We start from the raw sequence: 19,837 nt of genomic DNA on the forward strand, positions 1-19,837 counted from the left end.
ATGGCTCAACTCCCTGCTTCAATGCGCCGTAAACGAGCGGCAATTACCTCCATTCATGATAAGCCACCTACACGTAAGGAAAAGCTTACGAATCTGGGTGGCTGGTTATTGATGCTGGTTGCACTTGTGGTATTGGCTGTGGGGATATATGGTCTGTATGGTGTCATGACTGATGCGCGGGTGGCCAAACTGAGTGTGGTGGGTACCCGCTCAGAGGCTGAAAATCGCCAGGTCATGACCCATGTTGCACCCAAGGTTACAGAAAATTATTTTACCTCTGATCTGGAAAAAATCCGGGATCAGGCTTTAGAGTTGTCTTGGGTGGATCGCGTGGTGGTTTCACGTGCATGGCCAAATTCAATTCGTGTACGAGTGATGCCCCGTCATGCCATTGCCCGTTGGGGAACTGGACGACTGTTGAGTGATAGTGGCGATATTTTTACAGAAGTGGTGCCGCAGAATAACCAGAAATTACCTTTGTTGCATGGTCCTGCTTCTCAGTCAAAAATGATGATGCGTCGTTACAATGAAATTAATCAGTTGTTCCTGCCGGTCAACATTCGCTTAAAAGAATTATATTTAACAGAACGTATGACCTGGTTCATGCAGTTTGATTCAGGTTTGCGCATTATTGTCGATCAGGATCAGACCATGGGTAAACTTCAACGCTTGAGTCATCTGGCACAAAGTGATTTAAAACCGGTTTGGGCTAAAATTTCGTCAGTAGACTTGCGTTATAGAAACGGAATGGCCATACAATGGAAGAATGCAGCACCTCCGAATATTGTAAATGGTCATTTTGTTGTAACGATTGATGACACAAGCATTGCAGATACAAGAACGGTAAAGCCATAATTGGGCGGCTTTATATAAAATAGAGGCTTAAGGCCATAAATTAACTAAACACGTAATGGTAGTAGTAGATAATGAATGAAGCTGTTCCCTCGGTTGTTGCGATTGACATTGGGACACACAAAGTTTCAGTTTTGATTGGTAAGGTACATGCGCCAGACAATATCCAAGTGATTGGGATGGCAACCGCTCGTAACCGAGGCATGAATAAAGGGAAAATTGTTAGTCTAGACAAGGTCATCACTGCAATTAAAAATGCCGTACAAGAAGCAGAAGATATGGCTGAATGCCGGGTGCATTCCGCTTGGATTTCCATTCCAAGCGCAGAATTAAAAAGTTTTTATGCTTCAGGCCGTACTCCGATTGAAAATAGCGACCACACAATTACAACAAGCGAAGTGGTTCGTGCGCTCGAGTTGGCCAAAGCCAGTCATTTGACTTCAGACCATTATCTGGTGAGTGCTGTACCTTTAGGTTTTGAGTTGGACGATTCTGCTGAATGGGTGCAAAATCCGATTCGCATGTCTGCACATAGTATGGTGGGGCATTATCAGCTGATGATGTTGCCGATCAGCACCATGCAGAATCTGGATCGTGCGCTGAAAGGGGCCAATATTGGCGTGGAGAAAATGGTGGTCTCCTGTCTGGCGACTGCTGAAGCCAGTTTGCTGAAAGATGAAAAAGAATATGGGGTATGCCTGGTCGATATCGGTGCGGGTACCACCAATATTGCCGTATATCTGGATGGTCGCCTGGCATTGACACATACCTTGCAACGCGGGGGAGAGCATGTCACCCGTGATATTGCTGCCGTATTGCAAACCACCACCGAAGAAGCTGAACGGCTGAAATTGTTGTATGGCTGTGTTGACCTGAAAGTGGTCAAGCCTGACCATATGATTCAATTTCAGGGTATTGATGGTCCACAGACCATTAGCCGTATTGAATTGGCGGAAATCATTATTGCGCGTTATGAAGAAATTCTGACCCAGGTTCATCAAGAGTTACAGCGGAATGGGGCCATTCATGGTTTGTATCATGGTGTGGTTCTGACGGGTGATGCCAGTCAAATTGAAGGCATGGTGAATCTGGCGCGTCATATGTTGGGGGTGTCAGCGCATTTAGGCAATCCGCCCGTGCAAGTACATGCTGATGAACAGAATCAGGCCGCTTTACGTCGTTCACAGTATGCGACTGCTGCCGGCTTGTTGATGTTTAGCCAAAGTGATACGCAAGATACCATTGTAGAAGCGACAGACCCTGAAAAACTGAGTGTTTTTAAACGGGTCGGTCGGGCATGGTCAGCATTGAACAATCAGTTAAAATCGATATTTTAAGTGAAATTTATTGGGAATATTGTAAGGAAGTTGTACGTCTAACGGCTTGCACTTGACAAGCGTGTGGTTGGACAGCATCCTAAACTCAATTTTTATTAAGATCAAGGCAGTATACGGGCTTAAGTGACTGCCAATTACGAATTAGGAAATCCAAAGGTCATGGCCTCATTTGAATTTTTAGAAGATGATCAAAACGATAGCAACGGTCAAGCCCGTTTCACTGTATTTGGTGTTGGTGGTGCTGGTGGTAATGCCGTGCAACACATGCTTGAATCCGACATTCAAGGGGTAAAATTTGTTTGTGCCAATACCGACAAACAAGCTTTAGACCGTATGAATGCGCAATTCAAAATTCAATTAGGTGAACAAAGCACGCGTGGTCTGGGTGCAGGGGCAAATCCTCAAGTGGGCCAGACTGCTGCTGAAGAAAGCCGTGAACTGATTCGCCAACACCTGGAAGGTACCGACATGGTATTCGTTACTGCCGGTATGGGGGGCGGTACAGGTACCGGCGCTGCGCCAGTTGTGGCTGAAATTGCGAAAGAAATGGGTATTTTGACCGTAGGTGTGGTGACGACTCCGTTTAACTTTGAAGGCAAGCGTCGTCAACAGTCTGCTGAAAAAGGCATTGAGGCTCTGGAAGCGCATGTCGATTCACTGATTATTATTCCTAACCAGCGTTTGCTTAAAGTTTTCCGCGACATTTCAATGAAAGATGCGTACAAAAAAGCAGATGATGTGTTGTTAAATGCGGTACGCAGTATCTTTGATCTGGTTGTTCGTCCAGGTCATATCAACCTTGACTTTGCCGATTTGAAAACCGCCATGAGTACACGTGGCTATGCCATGATGGGTGTGGGTTCAGGTCGTGGTGAAACCCGTGCACGTCAGGCAGCTGAACAGGCTATTCGTAGTCCATTACTGGATAACGTCACCATTATGAATGCCAAAGGCATTTTAATTAACGTGACTGGTGGTGATGATGTGACCTTCGGTGAAATTGAAGAAATTACCGATGTCGTCAACCAGATTGTCGATCTGGACGAAGGTCAAGTGTTCTACGGTACAGTCTTTGATCCGGATGCGCGTGATGAAATCAGTGTTACTGTGATTGCAACCGGTTTGACCCGTAATTCCGCAGACTCGGCAGATACGGTAAAACGTCCAGCAGTGCAGTCTGCTACACGTCCAGTCAATCATACAGCACAAGCTGTCGTAGAAGATGATGATGTGCCAGCCATTCAACGTCAGCAAAATGAAGCGGCAACGGCACCTGCTCCGGCCGTTGGTTCATCACGTCCAACGCCAATGAGTATTCAAGATTACTTGAAAAATCAGCAACGTAAATAATGCTCAATTTGTGCAGGCTGCACAAATTCAACAGAAAAGGTAGTCTTGCGACTACCTTTTTATTTTTTATCAATGGCTAAATATGCTAACGTATAGCGGTTTGATGAGCAGATGATAGAAAAACATGTTGAAACAACGTACCCTACAGCGTGTCGTGAAAGCGAGCGGTATTGGTCTTCATAGTGGGCAAAAAGTCTTAATTAACTTTGTGCCGCACCATGTGGATGGGGGTATTGTATTTCGACGTATCGATTTAGATCCGCCGGTAGATATTCCTGCAGATGCGATGCTGATTCAAGAAGCGTTCATGTGCTCTAATCTGGTTCAGGACAATGCCAAAGTCGGTACCATTGAGCATGTCATGAGTGCGATTGCCGGACTGGGAATTGATAACCTGATTATTGAAGTTTCGGCTTCAGAAGTTCCGATTATGGACGGTAGTGCGGGTCCATTTATCTATTTGCTCATGCAAGGCGGATTGCAAGAACAGGACGCACCGAAAAAATTTATAAAAATTTTAAAACATGTTGAAGCGTTAATTGATGATAAACGTGCAGTATTTCATCCTTATGACGGCTTCCAGCTCAACTTTACCATTGATTTTGATCATCCGGCATTTAAAAAAGAATATCAGTCCGCAACCATCGATTTTTCTACCGAAACCTTTGTTTACGAAGTCAGTGGAGCCCGTACTTTTGGTTTTATGAAAGATCTGGACTATCTAAAAGCCAATAATCTGGCCTTAGGCGCCAGCCTGGAAAATGCGATTGGTGTGGATGAAACCGGGGTGGTCAATGAAGAAGGGCTGCGCTTCTCGGACGAATTTGTACGTCATAAAATTCTGGATGCAGTCGGGGATTTATATCTCTTGGGACACCAGATTATTGCCAAATTTGATGGCTATAAGTCCGGACATGCCTTAAATAATCAATTATTACGCAATGTTAAAAGTGATCCAAGTAATTACGAAATTGTAACATTTGATGACATTAAACAGTGTCCAATTTCTTATGTAAGTGTGACATAAGTTATTGTCTTTTAATGCAAGTGTTATAATGTAACAAAACGAATTGTTAAGCAGTTCACATCTTTTATTTCTTAATTCAAAGATATGCCTGTATTGGTTACTTTTTATTTCTTGCCAAACGTAGCATAGCTTGGCTAAGCTTAGGGTCACTTACAAAGTCGGCAGCACCACGAAGTAAGTCTTGAGTATCTGGACTAAGGGATCGGGACAGAGATTGGGGTTTTGGAGGGGTTTGCGTCTGAATTCTTAATCGTACTTGCAATTTTTGTAAGTCTTTAAATTCAGGTAATTGTAACAATTGGGCGATATATTGCTTTTGAAGATAGGCGAGCTGGCTAATCATGGCCTGATTTGCACCCGTTATCGTCAAAATGCCATGTTGATAACAAACAACTTGCCATTGCTCTGGTTGGGGCAATATCGGTTGAATGAGTTTTGTAAGTTTCTGCCATGCAGCAACTTGTGTAGAGAGAAACGTAAAGTTTCCTGTTTTTAAGTGTTTTCTTGTTTGTTGAAAGACGTTCACTGGTTCCGACATACATTGTTCCTACATACTTGTGTCTTAATCTTACGCACTTCTTTTAGTGGATATCAAGGAAGAGATCACGCAAGGACATTGACTAAGAACAGTTAAAAGAGGTTTTTTATGCATACGCGACGTATCTTATTAGCGTTTTCATTGGCAGCTTCTGCCGCATCTGTAGCTTTTGCAGATTTAGTTGAATTAACTCCTAGCTCTAACAATGCATCGGTAGATCGTATTGAACAATTGACCCGTACTTTGGCCCAAGGGTCTTATGCAGAATCAAATGATATTGATCTTCCTGCTGAAACCAGAATGAATGTTCAATTGCGTGAAAAAACAATTGAATTAAACAATGAATCTTTAGCGAAAAAATATCGTTCAACCAGCTCAAACACTTATTCTAGCAATGCTTACTCCTGGTTGGTGTCTCATCCTCTTCCAGACATGAAACGTGTGAGTTCCAACTTTGGTGGGCGTACCATGGGCGGTCGCGCTGAAAATCATTCCGGTCTGGATTTGTCTGCACCAAGCGGTACGCCTATTTATGCCACTGGCCCGGGTGTAGTGACCAAATCAGGTTGGGGTACAGGGTATGGTCAATACGTAGAAATTAATCATGGCAACGGTTATTTGACCCGTTATGCACATGCATCACGTTTGATTGCCCGTGTTGGGGATCGCGTAGAAGCTGGAGAGCACATTGCCAATGTGGGTTGTACAGGTCGTTGTACGGGTCCACACTTGCATTATGAAGTCGTGAAAGATGGACAACGCAAAAATCCATCAACTTATTTAGCAATGTTGCCATAAGTTGATAAATACAGATTTGTATATTCGTTAAAGAGTAACTCTAGGACCTTTAGAGCTTTCGAATATAATAGTATCATTCAAGAGAATAGTTATTGTATAAAAAACCGCCTTTATTGGCGGTTTTTTGTTTTATTGCGTAAAGAATGGTCAACGAGTATTTATTATCTAAATAATAGTGGTATTCCGTATTCAGCTGTAGCGATAACTGATGCCCTCTAAAGTATGGTACATATAGAGACTATAAATAAGCTCAAGGAATAGGTGAAATATGGCGTTTTATGGTGATACCGACGCGCAAGAAACCCAAGAATGGCAAGATGCATTTGACTCGGTTTTACAGCATATGGGTACAGAGCGTGCTGCATTTTTGTTAGAAAAGCTCTATCAGCGCGCGATTGCCAAGCATGTTCCTATTCAGCGTCTAAATACTCCTTATCTTAATACCATTTCAGTTGAAGAAACTCCGGCTATGCCAGGCGACCAGGATATGGAGCGCCGTATCCGTGCCCTGATTCGCTGGAATGCCTTGGCAATGGTGTTACGTGCCAATAAAACCGGTGACGACCTGGGTGGTCACTTGGCCAGTTTTGCATCTTCTGCAACCTTATACGATGTTGGTTTTAACCACTTCTTCCGCGCCAATAGCGACCACTTTGGTGGCGACATGATCTATTATCAAGGTCACTGTGCGCCAGGGATTTATGCGCGTTCATTCCTGGAAGGCCGTTTGACTGAAGAGCAACTGAATAATTTCCGCCGTGAAGTCGGTGGCAATGGTTTGCCAAGTTATCCGCATCCTTACTTGATGCCGGATTATTGGCAGTTCCCGACCGTATCCATGGGTCTGGGTCCGATCATGTCGATCTACCAGGCGCATATTCAGAAATACCTGATGAACCGTAGCCTGATTAAAGAAGAAGACCGTAAGGTTTGGGCTTACCTCGGCGATGGTGAAATGGATGAACCGGAAAGCCTGGGTGCAATTTCTCTTGCCGGTCGTGAAAAGCTGGACAACCTGATTTGGGTGGTGAACTGTAACCTGCAACGTCTGGACGGTCCTGTTCGCGGTAACGGTAAAATCATTCAGGAACTGGAATCCTTGTTCCGTGGTGCCGGCTGGCGCGTGATTAAAGTGGTGTGGGGACGTCATTGGGATCCGCTGCTTGCCAAAGATGAATCCGGTGCTTTAAAAGCCGTGATGGAAGAGGCTGTGGATGGGGATTACCAGCGTTATCAGGTGAAAGGTGGGGCATATACCCGTGCACACTTCTTTGGCAAATATCCAGAAGCTGAAGAGCTGGTGAAAAACCTAAGCGATGAAGATATTGATAATCTGAACCGCGGTGGACATGACCCGTACAAAGTCTTTGCAGCCTATGCCGCAGCAACCCAGGCCAATGGTCAGCCGACCGTCATTTTGGCAAAAACGGTTAAGGGTTATGGTCTGTCTGAAGAAATTGAAGCGGTCAACAAAACGCATCAAATCAAGAAAATGCAGCTTGAATCATTAAAGTATGTACGCAACCGTTTCAACCTGCCATTTACCGATGAACAGCTTGAAGAAGTTCCATTCTACCGTCCAAGTGAAAACTCGCCTGAAATTAAATATATGAAGGCACGTCGTGAAGCTTTAGGTGGTTACTTACCAGCGCGTCGTAAAGAAAGTGAATCATTGGCGATTCCTGATCTGTCTGTTTTTGATGCCGTATTAAAAGGTTCAAATGGCAAACAGCAATCCACGACGATGGTGATGGTGCGTTTAATCTCTGCATTACTGAAAGAAAAAGCAATTAAAGACCGCGTTGTGCCAATCGTACCGGATGAAGCCCGTACCTTTGGTTTAGAAGGCATGTTCCGTCAGCTCGGTATTTATGCTGCTCATGGTCAGAAATATACGCCTGAAGACCAAGAACAGCTGATGAACTATCGTGAAGCCAAAGATGGTCACATGTTGCAGGAAGGGATTAATGAAGCCGGTGCGATGAGTGCATGGGCAGCCTTGGCGACCAGTTATTCAACCAATAACCTGCCAATGATTCCAATGTACATGTACTACTCGATGTTCGGTTTCCAGCGTATTGGTGACATTGCCTGGGCAGCCGGTGACGCTCAGGCACAAGGTTTCTTGCTCGGAGCAACTGCGGGCCGTACCACATTGAACGGTGAAGGCTTGCAGCATCAGGACGGTCATTCGCACATTCTGGCCAACACTATTCCGAACTGTGTGTCTTATGACCCTTGTTTCGGTTATGAGCTTGCGGTGATCGTACACGATGGCTTGCAACGCATGTATGTCAATCAGGAACGCGTGTTCTATTACCTGACCGTCATGAATGAAAACTATGAGCATCCGGAAATGCCGCAAGGCGTGGAAGAAGGCATCAAGCGCGGTATGTATCTGCTTGAACAGGATGAAAAAGCCACTGTTCAGCTGATGGGTTCCGGTGTAATTCTTCGTGAAGTGATTAAAGCAGCGAAAATCTTGCGTGATGAATACCAGATTCACTCAAACGTGTGGAGTGTCACCAGCTTCAACGAACTGGCACGTGATGGCATGGCGTGTGAAGAATACAACCGCCTGCATCCATTGGCTGAAGAGGCGAAGGAATCCTGGGTATCACAACAACTGCGTGAAACAGACGGTATTGTGGTTTCTGCAACCGATCATATGCGTGCCTACAGCGAACAGATCCGTGCCTATCTTCCAGACAACCGTCCATTCGTAGCCTTGGGCACCGATGGTTACGGCCGTTCAGATACCCGTGGCAATTTGCGTAGTTACTTCGGTGTGGATGCCGCGCACATTGTCGTAGCAACCTTGAAGAAACTGGCCGATGAAGGCGAAGTGGATGCGCGTCTGGTGAAAGATGCCATCTCCAGCTTCGAACTTGATACCGATCGTCCAGTCGCCTGGGCACCTCAAGCACACCCTGAAGTTCAGGCGGTTGCGGACTATAAAGAACAATCAGGTGAGGAGAACTAAGCATGCAAATCAAAACACCTGATATTGGAGTTGATAAAGCCACCGTTGCTGAAATTTTGGTAAAAGTGGGCGATAGCGTCGCGGTAGATGACAGCCTGGTTTTGCTGGAATCCGATAAAGCCTCTGTTGAAGTGCCAAGCACTTCGGCAGGGATTGTGAAAAGTATTACGGTTGCAGTTGGCGATGTGGTTTCAGAAGGTTCGGTACTGATTGAACTGGAAGCTGAGGAAGGTTCAACCGGCACGACTGAAGTCCAGGAAGCAGACGCTTCACAAAAGACTTCGGAAAACACGCCGACCTCGCTGCCTGATCAGGAAATTATGCAGGAACTGGCATCCCATCAACCCGCAGCTGCAGCAGCGAAGACTCCGGCCGGCAGCACTTCAGTGGTTGAGGTGCAAGTCCCTGACATTGGGGTAGAAAAAGCCCTGGTCGGCGAAATTCTGGTCCAGGTAGGTGATGAAATCACTGTCGATCAAAGCATTGTGGTGGTGGAATCTGATAAAGCTACGGTTGAAGTACCAAGTACCGTTGCTGGTACGGTTGAGAGCGTTGAAGTTCAGACAGGCGACACGGTCAAAGAAGGTGTGGTTCTGCTCAAGGTGAAAACAGCATCTTCAGCTGCTGAAGCAGCGCCAAGTACGGCTTCTACAACAGCATCTTCTGCAGAAACCGCTGCTGTGAATGCACCAACAACAGAAACATCAGTTCAGGTACCTGTAGCTTCTGCACCAGGCGGAGAGGTTGAAATTGCTGTGCCTGATCTGGGTGTAGACAAAGCTGTAGTGGCGGAAATTTTAGTTCAAGTCGGTGACACGGTCGAGGCGGATCAAAGCATTATTGTGGTTGAGTCCGATAAAGCCACGGTTGAAGTGCCAAGCTCATCTGCAGGGGTGATTAAAGCCATTCACGTACAAGTGGGGCAAAATGTCTCACAAGGTATGGCTCTGGTAAGCATCGAAGCGAAAGGGCAGGCAGCTGCTGTAGCTCAGCCAGCCAAAGTTGAAGCTGCTCCTGCAGCCAAGGCAGCACCTGCTCCGGCAGCAGCGCCACAAGCAGCTACCTCTGTAGAACAAGCACCAGTCCAATCGGCCGATAAGCTGAGCAAGGAGCAGAATGCTGCCAATGCCAAAGTCTATGCAGGTCCTGCGGTACGTAAGCTGGCGCGTGAGTTGGGTGTGGTCTTGGCTGAAGTCAAAGCTTCGGGTGCCCATGATCGCTTGATGAAAGAAGATGTGTTTGCCTATGTGAAAACACGCTTAACTGCACCTCAAGCTGCACCGGTAGCGCAGACTGTAGCGCAAGTTCCTGGTTTGCCTGCATTGCCAGATTTCTCGGCATTTGGTGGTGGTGAAGTGAAAGCCATGACCCGCCTGCAACAGGTTTCTGTGCCGCAATTGTCGTTGAATAATTACATTCCACAGGTAACCCAGTTTGACTTGGCAGATATTACCGAACTTGAAGCATGGCGCGGCGATCTCAAAGCCAAGTTTAAACAAGAGGGTATTAGCCTGACGATTCTGGCTTTCATTGCCAAAGCAGTCGCGCATCTGTTGAAGGAAGAGCCGTATTTTGCCGGCCATTTAGCGGATGACCAGAAATCGGTATTGCTGCGTAATGAAATCCATATGGGCATTGCTGTGGCAACCCCGGATGGTTTGACTGTGCCGGTACTGCGTAATCCAGATCAAAAATCAATTAAGCAAATTGCAGTTGAACTGGGTGAGCTGAGCAAGAAAGCACGTGACAAGAAACTGTCACCGAAAGATTTGCAAGGTGCGAACTTCACCATTACCAGCCTGGGTTCAATTGGCGGTACCGCATTCACCCCGTTGGTGAACTGGCCTCAGGTGGCAATTCTGGGTATTTCGCCAGCCACCATGCAACCGGTCTGGAATGGTACAGGTTTTGATCCTAAGTTGATGCTTCCATTGTCATTGTCTTATGACCACCGTGTGATTAATGGCGCAGATGCAGCACGCTTTACCCATAAGCTGACCAAGCTGTTGTCGGATATTCGTAGCCTGTTGCTCTAATTTCACGTCATGCTCGTTAAAACCCTGCTTCGGCAGGGTTTTTTTATGAAAGGCATGGGTAGATTGAGAAACGCACAGGCTTATTTCTATGATAGGGATAAGACAGTGAATACAGCCGCGTAAAATACTGCTTGGCTTAAAATGATTTCTAATGCAATTTTTGCCCTGGATAACAAGGTCGATTGTTATCCTGAAATGATATTTTTAAAGGCATTTGAAAATTTTTATCTTTCAGCTTAAAATGCATGCACTTCATTGGGGAGTAGCCGCTTTTTACGCAAGGTAAAAAGGTGATGGTCAACATAATTGTTCCACAGAACATGGTCATCATAGCAAAGAACCAAATGATCTTTTTGATCATGATTTTCTTTTTGTTGGCAAGACCTTTGATTTACCACTCTGCTCAATTTGGCTAGCAGGAGGGGTGAGTCACAGGTTTTATTATGCTAGCCAGAGAAATACATCATGCTTTCAGCCTTCCTGATTTCTTTAGCTGTTGTTGCCTTGTCCGAAATGGGTGACAAAACCCAATTGCTGGCTTTGCTGCTGGCCGCGCGTTTCCGTAAACCTGTCCCAATTCTGATCGCAATTTTCTTGGCGACCGTAGTCAACCATGGTGTTTCCGCTGTCCTGGGGCAATGGATTACAACCGTTCTGAGCCCGACCGTATTGTTATGGATTGTTTCCCTTGGATTTATTGCGATGGCGGCCTGGATGCTGATACCCGATGAACTGGATGATGAAACTGAAAGCATTAATAAATGGCAAAAATATGGCGTCTTTGGTGCCACGTTTGTTTTGTTCTTTCTGGCAGAAATTGGTGATAAAACCCAGATTGCTACCGTGGCACTGGCCGCGCGCTTTGACAGTATTGGCTGGGTAACACTGGGAACCACGCTGGGCATTATGCTGGTCAATGCTCCTGCAGTCTTTATTGGCAACAAACTGGCGGAAAAACTCCCGATTTCACTAATTCATAAAATTGGCGCACTTGTGTTTTTAGTGATTGGTGTGGCAGCACTGGTTCAGCATTATTTCTTTTAAATTTGAATAGCGTTAAAAAATCCTGGCATTTTTGTCGGGATTTTTTATTGTGAAATACCGCACAATTTGCTGATAAATCTACCAATATTCAGGTGTTATTTTGTTGTAAATTCCCATGAATCCCTATATGTTGAGAGGAATTAAAAAGTTAGTTTAAAAACGATATTTTGGGGAATGGGTATGGCGTTTGATCGCACCACATCACAGGTACTATTTGATAATGGTACGCATAAATGTATTAGTTTTACCAGTTTAGTGAAAGGTGAAGGTGTACAGGCAAACCAGTTTCTAATCCTGGACAATGAACGTGCTGCAGTGCTGGATCCAGGGGGCGACTTGACCTATGTTCCATTGACGATGGAACTGAACAAATATACCCGTCTAACCAATCTTGATTATGTTATGGCCTCCCATCAGGACCCCGACATTATTACCTCTATGCCACGCTGGCTGGTCTACACCGAGGCCAAGGTGGTGGCATCAAAATTATGGGCGCGTTTCTTGCCGCACTTGAACTCGGCTTTCATGAGTGACCGGATGAAGGGGAACTGGCTGGATCGTCTGGTCGAGTTGCCTGACCATGGTCAGGTGATTCCATTGGGTGAATCAAGCATTATTGCCGTGCCGGCACATTTCCTGCACTCGGTTGGTAATTTCCAGTTTTATGACCCGATTGCCAAAATTCTGTTTTCTGGCGATATGGGCGCATCCATGGTTGAGGATGCATCTAAACCGCTGGAGAATTTTGCTGCGCATATCCCGAAGATGAAAGGCTTCCATCAGCGTTATATGTGTTGCAATAAAGTGATCCGTCTTTGGGTACAAATGGTTCGTACCATGGACGTGGAAATGATTGTGCCACAGCATGGCACGCCATTTATTGGCAAAGAGCAGATCAATCAATTTTTGGACTGGATTGAAACCTTGGAATGCGGTGTCGATTTAATGGATGAAACTGTATTCACCTGTCCTGAATAGTTCAAAAAAAATCAAAATTTTTCTTGAGTGAAAAAACAACATTTTTTATATTTTCTATCCCAAAAAAACTTTTTTTGATGACGAGAATCTATAAGAAATGTTGTCTCAAGTACCCACACAGGATGCCTGTTTAAGCTGTGGCGCATGTTGCGCCTATTTCCGCGTCTCATTCTATTGGGCAGAAGGCATTCATATGCCCGAGCACTTTACTGAGCCGGTAACAGCAGTGTATTCATGTATGGTGGGAACCAATCAAAAAAATCCACGTTGCATTGCACTCGAAGGGGAAATAGGCAAGCAGGTGAGCTGTGGCATGTATGAGGCACGCAGTTCCTCATGTAAAGAAGTGCAGATTGCCGATGAACAATGCAACAAGGCAAGACGGGCGCATCACATGATTCCCTTTGTGCCGCTTGAATCTTTTGAGTCGACCAATGATGAAGATTTTGATCAGGTCTGTTAATCGAGTATTTGCCCAAATTTAAATATTCATGCAGTAAAATCACTGTTTTTAAATAAAAAAGTTGGCCAATATCCAGCAATGTAAATTTATTTTGCATTGCTGTTTGAAATTAGCATGAATAAAACTGTTTTTTTTGTTTATAATAGCGCACGGAAATTACCAGTGAGACTGTTATGTTGACCATCGTTCAAGAAGCTCTAACCTTCGATGATGTCTTATTACTCCCTGCCTACTCAACTGTTCTCCCAAAAGATGTCTCCTTAAAGACACGCCTCACTCGTGGCATTAACCTGAATATTCCTCTTGTGTCAGCCGCTATGGATACGGTGACTGAATCCCGTATGGCGATTGCGATGGCACAAAATGGCGGTATCGGTATCTTGCACAAAAACATGGATATCGCTGCGCAAGCTGCAGAAGTACGCCGTGTGAAAAAATTTGAAGCAGGTATGGTGAAAGATCCTATCACCGTAACGCCGGAAACAACGGTTCGTGAACTGATTGCAATTACCCAAGCCAACAACATCAGCGGTGTGCCTGTTGTTAAAGATGGCAAAGTAGTCGGTATTGTGACAGGTCGTGACACGCGTTTCGAAACCAACCTGGAACAACCTGTCAGCAACATCATGACCGGTCAAGACCGTCTGGTGACTGTTCGCGAAAACGAATCCAAAGAAAATATCCAGGCCCTTCTGCAAAAAAACCGTATTGAAAAAGTACTGGTGGTGGGTGACAACAACGAACTGAAAGGTTTGATTACGGTCACTGATTTCCGTAAAGCGGAACTTTATCCAAACAGCTGTAAAGATGACCTGGGCCGTCTACGTGTGGGTGCGGCAGTCGGTACTGGCGCAGAAACACCAAGCCGTGTTGAAGCACTGGTGGAAGCGGGTGTAGACGCCATTGTTGTTGATACTGCGCATGGTCACTCTGCTGGCGTGATTGAACGCGTACGCTGGGTAAAAGCCAACTATCCGCAAGTTCAGGTGATTGGCGGTAACATTGCCACTGGTGATGCGGCGCTTGCCCTTCTTGATGCAGGTGCGGATGCGGTGAAAGTGGGTATTGGTCCTGGTTCGATCTGTACCACGCGTATTGTTGCCGGTATCGGTATGCCGCAAATCTCTGCGATCGACAGCGTTGCCAATGCATTGAAAGACCAGATTCCTTTAATTGCTGACGGTGGTATCCGCTTCTCTGGCGATATGGCGAAGGCAATTGGCGCCGGTGCAAGCACCATCATGGTCGGTTCATTGATGGCGGGTACTGAAGAAGCACCGGGTGAGGTTGAATTCTTCCAGGGCCGTTATTACAAGGCTTACCGTGGTATGGGTTCATTGGGCGCAATGGCGGGTGCAACAGGTTCTGCTGACCGTTATTTCCAGGACTCTAAAGCCGGTCAGGAAAAACTCGTACCGGAAGGTATTGAAGGCCGCGTACCTTATAAAGGTCCTATGGGTAATATCGTTCATCAAATGATGGGCGGCCTGCGTTCTTCTATGGGTTATACCGGTTCTGCGACTGTGAACGATCTTCGTCAAAATGCCAAGTTTGTGAAAATTACCGCAGCAGGTATGTCTGAGTCGCACGTACATGACGTGACCATTACCAAAGAAGCACCGAACTACCGTGTTGGTTAATTTTTAGTAATCAAAGTCAGGAAAAGCCGTCATTTATATGACGGCTTTTTTGATTTTGGTGTAAAGTAATTAGGACTAAAATTGGATGATCAATCCCATCTACATGTATAAGAAGTGAGAAAAGAATGAGTTATTTTGGAACAGATGGAATTCGTGGAAAGTTTGGGGAACTTCCGATTACACCTGAATTTGCCCTGAAATTGGGTTTTGCTGCAGGTAAGGTTTTAAAACAATTCAGTAATAAGAAAAAACCGATTGTTGTGTTGGGTAAAGATACGCGTTTATCGGGCTATATTTTAGAATCTGCATTACAGGCGGGCTTAAATGCGGCGGGTGTATATGTGCATTTGCTTGGCCCTTTACCGACACCTGCCATTGCCCATTTAACCCGTGCTTTACACGCCAGCTTGGGCATTGTGATCTCGGCTTCGCACAACCCTTATTTTGATAATGGCATCAAGTTCTTCTCTAGCGAAGGCAAGAAACTGCCCGATGAATTACAGGATGCGATCAATAAAGAGCTCGAAAACGAACTCAAAATTGAAGATACCGCAAACCTGGGTAAAAGTGTGCGGGTGAAAGATGCCAATGGCCGTTACATTGAATTCTGTAAATCGACTTTCCCTTACCATTTTGACCTGAGTAACCTGAAAATTGTGGTGGACTGTGCCAATGGCGCTGCCTATAACGTGGGACCCTCGGTGTTTAAGGAACTGGGCGCCAAAGTTGTAGCGCTTTATAACGAACCGGATGGCTTAAACATCAATCAGGACTGTGGTTCAACCCATCCGGAAAACCTGCAAAAGGCCGTGCTTGAACATCAGGCGGATGTGGGTATTGCCTTTGATGGTGATGCAGACCGCGTGATTATGGTGGATAAAAACGGTCAGCAAATTACTGGTGACCATATCCTGTACATTTTGGCCACTCAGGGCAAGCACAAGCCGGCGGGCATTGTCGGTACGGTCATGAGCAATATGGCCCTTGAATTGGCCTTGGAAAAAGCCCAGGTTCCATTTGTCCGTGCCAGCGTGGGTGACCGTTACGTTCTGCAAGCCTTGGACGAAAAAGGTTGGGTGATTGGTGGTGAACCATCAGGCCATATTCTGACACTGGATAAAAGCACCACAGGTGATGCCATTATTGCCGCATTGCAGGTATTAACCGTGATGGTCGAGCAACAAAAAGCCCTGCATGAACTGGTTGAAGGTTTTACCTTATTGCCGAATGTATTGGTCAATGTCCGTCTGGCGGAAATGTTTGATCCGTATGCTGTACCTGCATTGGTGGCTGAATTTGATCAGGCTGCAGCCCAATTGAAAGGTCGGGGCCGTTTACTGATTCGTAAATCGGGAACGGAACCCGTTATTCGCGTGATGGTAGAAGGTGACAATCTTCAGGAAGTCACCGATTTGGCCAATCACCTTGCAGACAGTGTACGTTCTAACGCAGCTTAAGGGTACAATATGAATGATCTGATTAAAGACTTGAGCGAACTGCGCTTGAGTTACCAGAAAGGGGAATTACACGAAACTCATGTGGCTGAAAACCCGCATGAGCAATTCTTGAACTGGTTTAACCATGCTTTAGAAGCACAACTGCATGAACCCTATGCCATGTCGCTAGCAACCGCGAGTGCACAAGGACGTCCGCATGTGCGTACCCTATTATTACGTGGTGCGACTGAAGCAGGTTATGATTTTTATACCAATTACGACAGTCAAAAAGGCCTGGATCTGGCAGACAATCCCTATGCCGAACTGCTGTTCTATTGGCCTGAGCAAGAACGCCAGATTCGTGTCGGTGGCCGCGTTGAAAAAATCTCGTTAGAGGAATCAACCGATTATTATCATAAACGCCCGCGTGACAGCCAGATTGCAGCGCATATCAGTACGCCGCAAAGCGGTGTGATTGCCAGTCGTGAGGAACTGCAAACCCGTTTTCAGGCTTTGCAAGACCAGGTAGCGGAAAAAGCGGAATTGGCAAAACCTGAATTCTGGGGCGGCTATCGCCTGCAACCGGATTATTATGAATTTTGGCAAGGTCGTCCAAACCGTTTACATGACCGCTTGTGTTATGAAAGAATCGACGGTAAGTGGAAATTACAACGACTCATGCCTTAATGCCAAAAACACTGATTCAGCAAAGACCGTTTATTACACGCCCTGAAAACTTTCAGGGCGTGTCGCCGTTTATTGCGCAAATTTTAGCGCGCCGTGGTGTGCAATCGGAACAAGAACTTGAACTGAAATTAAAGCATCTTTTAGCGCCAAGCATGAAGGGTCTGCAGCAAGCGATTCAGCTGATGGACTTAGCCATTGATCAGCAAAAGAAAATCGTGGTTGTCGGCGATTATGATGCTGATGGTGCCACCAGCACCGCATTGATGATTTTAGCCTTGCGGGATATGGGCGCGAATGTCGCTTATCTGGTGCCGGACCGTTTTAAATATGGCTATGGTTTAACACCGGCCATTGCCGATTTGGCTTTTAGCACTTTCCAGCCAGATGTGCTGATTACAGTAGATAATGGCATTTCCAGTCATGCCGGGGTGGAACAGGCGCAGGCACATGGCATGCAGGTGATTATTACCGATCACCACCTGACCACCAAAGAAACCCCTAAAGCGGAAGCCGTGGTCAATCCGAACCAGTTGGGTTGTGAATTTCCCAGCAAGGCTTTGGCCGGGGTGGGTGTGGCGTTTTACCTACTCGCCAATTTGTCCAGTTATCGCAGCCAATTAGGCAAATCGACCTCAAAAGTGGCTCAATATCTGGATCTGGTGGCTTTAGGCACTTATGCCGATGTGGCCAGCCTGGATTATAACAACCGGATTCTGGTCGATGCCGGGGTCAAGCGCATACGGCAAAATCAGTGCCGTGCCGGGATTAGTGCCTTACTGGATATTGCCGGACGTGATCCAGCCTCCTTAAAGGCGCAAGATCTGGGTTTTGTGCTAGGTCCGCGTATCAATGCAGCCGGACGCATGGAAACCATGGATATAGGTATTGAATGTCTACTGGCTGCCGATCTGCAAAGCGCTTATCCCTTGGCACAACAGTTAAATCAGTTAAACACTGAGCGCCGTCAGGTCGAGACCCAGATGAAGCAGGAAGCTTTGTCTGAACTCACTCAGCTGGAACTGGATCAAGAACATTTACCAGCTGCGCTCATTCTGTTTGAGCCGCATTGGCATCAGGGCGTGATTGGGATTGTAGCCGGCCGCTTAAAAGAACAGTTTCATCGCCCCAGTATTGTTTTTGCCTCCGATGAAGATGGTATACATATTAAAGGCTCCGCCCGCTCTATAGATGGTGTGCATATACGTGATGCAATTGAAATGATTGCCGAGCAGCATCCCCATTTGGTCAGCCATTTTGGCGGACATGCCGCCGCTGCCGGTTTGACCATTCAGAAACAGCATTTTGATGAATTTAAGCAGGCCTTTGAAGCTTTAATCTCAAATATGGATGAGTCCCTGTTTCACGCCACTTTATGGACCGATGGTGAATTACCGACAGAAAATTTTCACATTGAAACCGTCGATTTTCTGCAAAATTTAACCCCTTGGGGACAAAAATTCCCATCACCGATTTTTGAGGGAGTATTCAAGGTTCTGGATTATCGCTGGCTGAAAGACATGCATTTGAAGCTGCGTCTGGCTTTGCAAAATGGTCAGATTGTAGAAGCCATTGCCTTTAATGCGCGAAACAAGTTTGAATTTGATGCCATGCAAGACCATGTACGGTTGGTCTATGAAATTGATAAAAATGAATTTAATGGCAATGTCAGTTTACAGCTGCGCGTGATTCATCTGGAACAGTAAAAAAAACCGCTCGGTTGAGCGGTTTTTGTTGATCACTTTAAAAATCAGAAGCGATATGCACCACGGACCGCGAAGACATTGCCAGCATCGGCAAAGTGAATAGAACCTTCTAGGCTAACTTGTTGATTCAGGAATTTTTTTGTGCGAATGCTAAATACGTCGCTATCTTTTACATCGCTGTCCGCAAAACCGAGACCTAGGCTGAAGGTATTATCCAGATACACGTCGGTGCCTAAAGTATAGGCATCAAGATCGCCAAAATTTGCGCCTGCTTCAAAATTCATATCGTACTGACCGACCCGAGTCACATATTTGGCACGTACAGTGGGGTCAATACCATCATCTATATCATTGTCATAGCCGGCAAGGCCAGCGGCAAGCAATAAGCCTGGTACCGGTAAATAGCCTAATTCTGCTGAATAAAGAGTGGTATCAAAATCCTCAAAACCTTCAGTTTCTTCACTCATCTGCCCCAGATTTCCGCTGATATAGAAATCGGAATTTGGAACAAAGTATTCAATGCCGGCATTCAAGGTCGTATTTTCATAGCCGTCATAATCTACATAAGAAAGGCTGGCATTCAGATTACTGGTACGGTTTAAGAATGCAGCTTCATTGTAGGGATCATTTTTAAGGCGTACTGAATCAAAGTAGTAAGTCCCATCCACGCCAAAACCGGTAGACGTATCCCCATTATCTGGATCTATAATTGCAATTGTGCCTCCCAGTTCAGCCTCATAAGCATGAGCAGTTCCCAAACTGGCAAGTAACGCTGTAGCGAGAGCAATTTTTTTAAGCATTTAGAGTTTCCCCTGGTGATTAAAGCTATTTAATATCATTTTATTTTATAGTTGTAACAAATTGTATGTTAAATATTCGCACAGTCAATCTGCATTTTCTATTTAAATCCTTTATTTAAGGACAAAAAAATGGCCCATCCGAAGATGAGCCATTTGATGAAAAGG

General features: G+C 45.6%; 16 protein-coding genes and 1 riboswitch. Of the genes, 14 read left to right on the top strand and 2 right to left on the bottom strand.

Annotated features, from left to right (window positions below; genetic code table 11):
• The 4 genes from H4I94_RS12410 (at position 1) to lpxC (ending at position 4,566) form a co-directional block, all read left to right on the top strand.
• Entirely contained in the window at positions 1 to 855 is an 855-nt protein-coding gene (locus H4I94_RS12410; RefSeq protein ID WP_092820534.1) for a cell division protein FtsQ/DivIB, read from the top strand.
• A 71-nt stretch (positions 856 to 926) separates the two neighbouring features.
• Complete coding sequence (gene ftsA, locus H4I94_RS12415; RefSeq protein ID WP_092820532.1) at positions 927 to 2,189, top strand: cell division protein FtsA; 1,263 nt, start codon at positions 927 to 929, stop codon at positions 2,187 to 2,189.
• Between the two features lie 159 nt (positions 2,190 to 2,348).
• On the top strand, positions 2,349 to 3,539 hold the full coding sequence (gene ftsZ, locus H4I94_RS12420) for a cell division protein FtsZ (protein ID WP_092820530.1): 1,191 nt from the start codon (positions 2,349 to 2,351) through the stop codon (positions 3,537 to 3,539).
• Between the two features lie 124 nt (positions 3,540 to 3,663).
• Entirely contained in the window at positions 3,664 to 4,566 is a 903-nt protein-coding gene (gene lpxC / locus H4I94_RS12425; protein WP_261183293.1) for a UDP-3-O-acyl-N-acetylglucosamine deacetylase, read from the top strand.
• Between the two features lie 97 nt (positions 4,567 to 4,663).
• Here the strand turns inward: lpxC and H4I94_RS12430 are convergent, their stop codons facing one another.
• A complete protein-coding gene (locus tag H4I94_RS12430) occupies positions 4,664 to 5,104 on the bottom strand; it encodes a DUF721 domain-containing protein (protein WP_092820526.1) in 441 nt (146 codons plus the stop codon).
• Between the two features lie 108 nt (positions 5,105 to 5,212).
• Here H4I94_RS12430 and H4I94_RS12435 point away from each other — a divergent pair, with 108 nt between their 5' ends.
• The 10 genes from H4I94_RS12435 to recJ all read left to right on the top strand — a co-directional run bounded on the left by H4I94_RS12435 (position 5,213) and on the right by recJ (position 18,872).
• Positions 5,213 to 5,902: a M23 family metallopeptidase gene (locus tag H4I94_RS12435; RefSeq protein WP_261183295.1), complete on the top strand. Its 690-nt coding sequence runs from the start codon at positions 5,213 to 5,215 to the stop codon at positions 5,900 to 5,902.
• A gap of 268 nt (positions 5,903 to 6,170) precedes the next feature.
• On the top strand, positions 6,171 to 8,885 hold the full coding sequence (aceE, locus tag H4I94_RS12440; protein ID WP_092820522.1) for a pyruvate dehydrogenase (acetyl-transferring), homodimeric type: 2,715 nt from the start codon (positions 6,171 to 6,173) through the stop codon (positions 8,883 to 8,885).
• A 2-nt stretch (positions 8,886 to 8,887) separates the two neighbouring features.
• Entirely contained in the window at positions 8,888 to 10,921 is a 2,034-nt protein-coding gene (locus H4I94_RS12445; protein ID WP_261183296.1) for a 2-oxo acid dehydrogenase subunit E2, read from the top strand.
• A gap of 245 nt (positions 10,922 to 11,166) precedes the next feature.
• Positions 11,167 to 11,312, top strand: a riboswitch (yybP-ykoY riboswitch).
• 74 nt (positions 11,313 to 11,386) lie between these two features.
• The gene (locus tag H4I94_RS12450) at positions 11,387 to 11,965 is read left to right on the top strand and encodes a TMEM165/GDT1 family protein (protein WP_092820518.1); all 579 of its coding nucleotides are present in this window, start codon (positions 11,387 to 11,389) and stop codon (positions 11,963 to 11,965) included.
• Between the two features lie 180 nt (positions 11,966 to 12,145).
• The gene (locus H4I94_RS12455; protein ID WP_092820552.1) at positions 12,146 to 12,943 is read left to right on the top strand and encodes an MBL fold metallo-hydrolase; all 798 of its coding nucleotides are present in this window, start codon (positions 12,146 to 12,148) and stop codon (positions 12,941 to 12,943) included.
• A gap of 97 nt (positions 12,944 to 13,040) precedes the next feature.
• Positions 13,041 to 13,406 (top strand): YkgJ family cysteine cluster protein, encoded by a 366-nt coding sequence (locus tag H4I94_RS12460; protein WP_092820516.1) that lies wholly within the window; start codon positions 13,041 to 13,043, stop codon positions 13,404 to 13,406.
• A gap of 173 nt (positions 13,407 to 13,579) precedes the next feature.
• The gene (gene guaB, locus H4I94_RS12465; RefSeq protein WP_092820514.1) at positions 13,580 to 15,046 is read left to right on the top strand and encodes an IMP dehydrogenase; all 1,467 of its coding nucleotides are present in this window, start codon (positions 13,580 to 13,582) and stop codon (positions 15,044 to 15,046) included.
• Positions 15,047 to 15,171: 125 nt separating this feature from the next.
• A complete protein-coding gene (gene glmM / locus H4I94_RS12470) occupies positions 15,172 to 16,503 on the top strand; it encodes a phosphoglucosamine mutase (RefSeq protein WP_261183297.1) in 1,332 nt (443 codons plus the stop codon).
• 9 nt (positions 16,504 to 16,512) lie between these two features.
• Positions 16,513 to 17,169: a pyridoxamine 5'-phosphate oxidase gene (gene pdxH / locus H4I94_RS12475; protein WP_261183298.1), complete on the top strand. Its 657-nt coding sequence runs from the start codon at positions 16,513 to 16,515 to the stop codon at positions 17,167 to 17,169.
• Positions 17,169 to 18,872, top strand: coding sequence for a single-stranded-DNA-specific exonuclease RecJ (gene recJ, locus H4I94_RS12480; protein WP_261183313.1), 1,704 nt, complete (start codon positions 17,169 to 17,171; stop codon positions 18,870 to 18,872). Before pdxH ends, recJ begins: the two co-directional genes overlap by 1 nt.
• Before the next feature lie 44 nt (positions 18,873 to 18,916).
• Here the strand turns inward: recJ and H4I94_RS12485 are convergent, their stop codons facing one another.
• Positions 18,917 to 19,672 (bottom strand): putative porin, encoded by a 756-nt coding sequence (locus H4I94_RS12485; RefSeq protein ID WP_261183299.1) that lies wholly within the window; start codon positions 19,670 to 19,672, stop codon positions 18,917 to 18,919.
• Positions 19,673 to 19,837: the final 165 nt, after the last annotated feature.

The organism is Acinetobacter sp. T_3_1 (assembly GCF_025377055.1).
Lineage (GTDB): Bacteria > Pseudomonadota > Gammaproteobacteria > Pseudomonadales > Moraxellaceae > Acinetobacter > Acinetobacter kookii.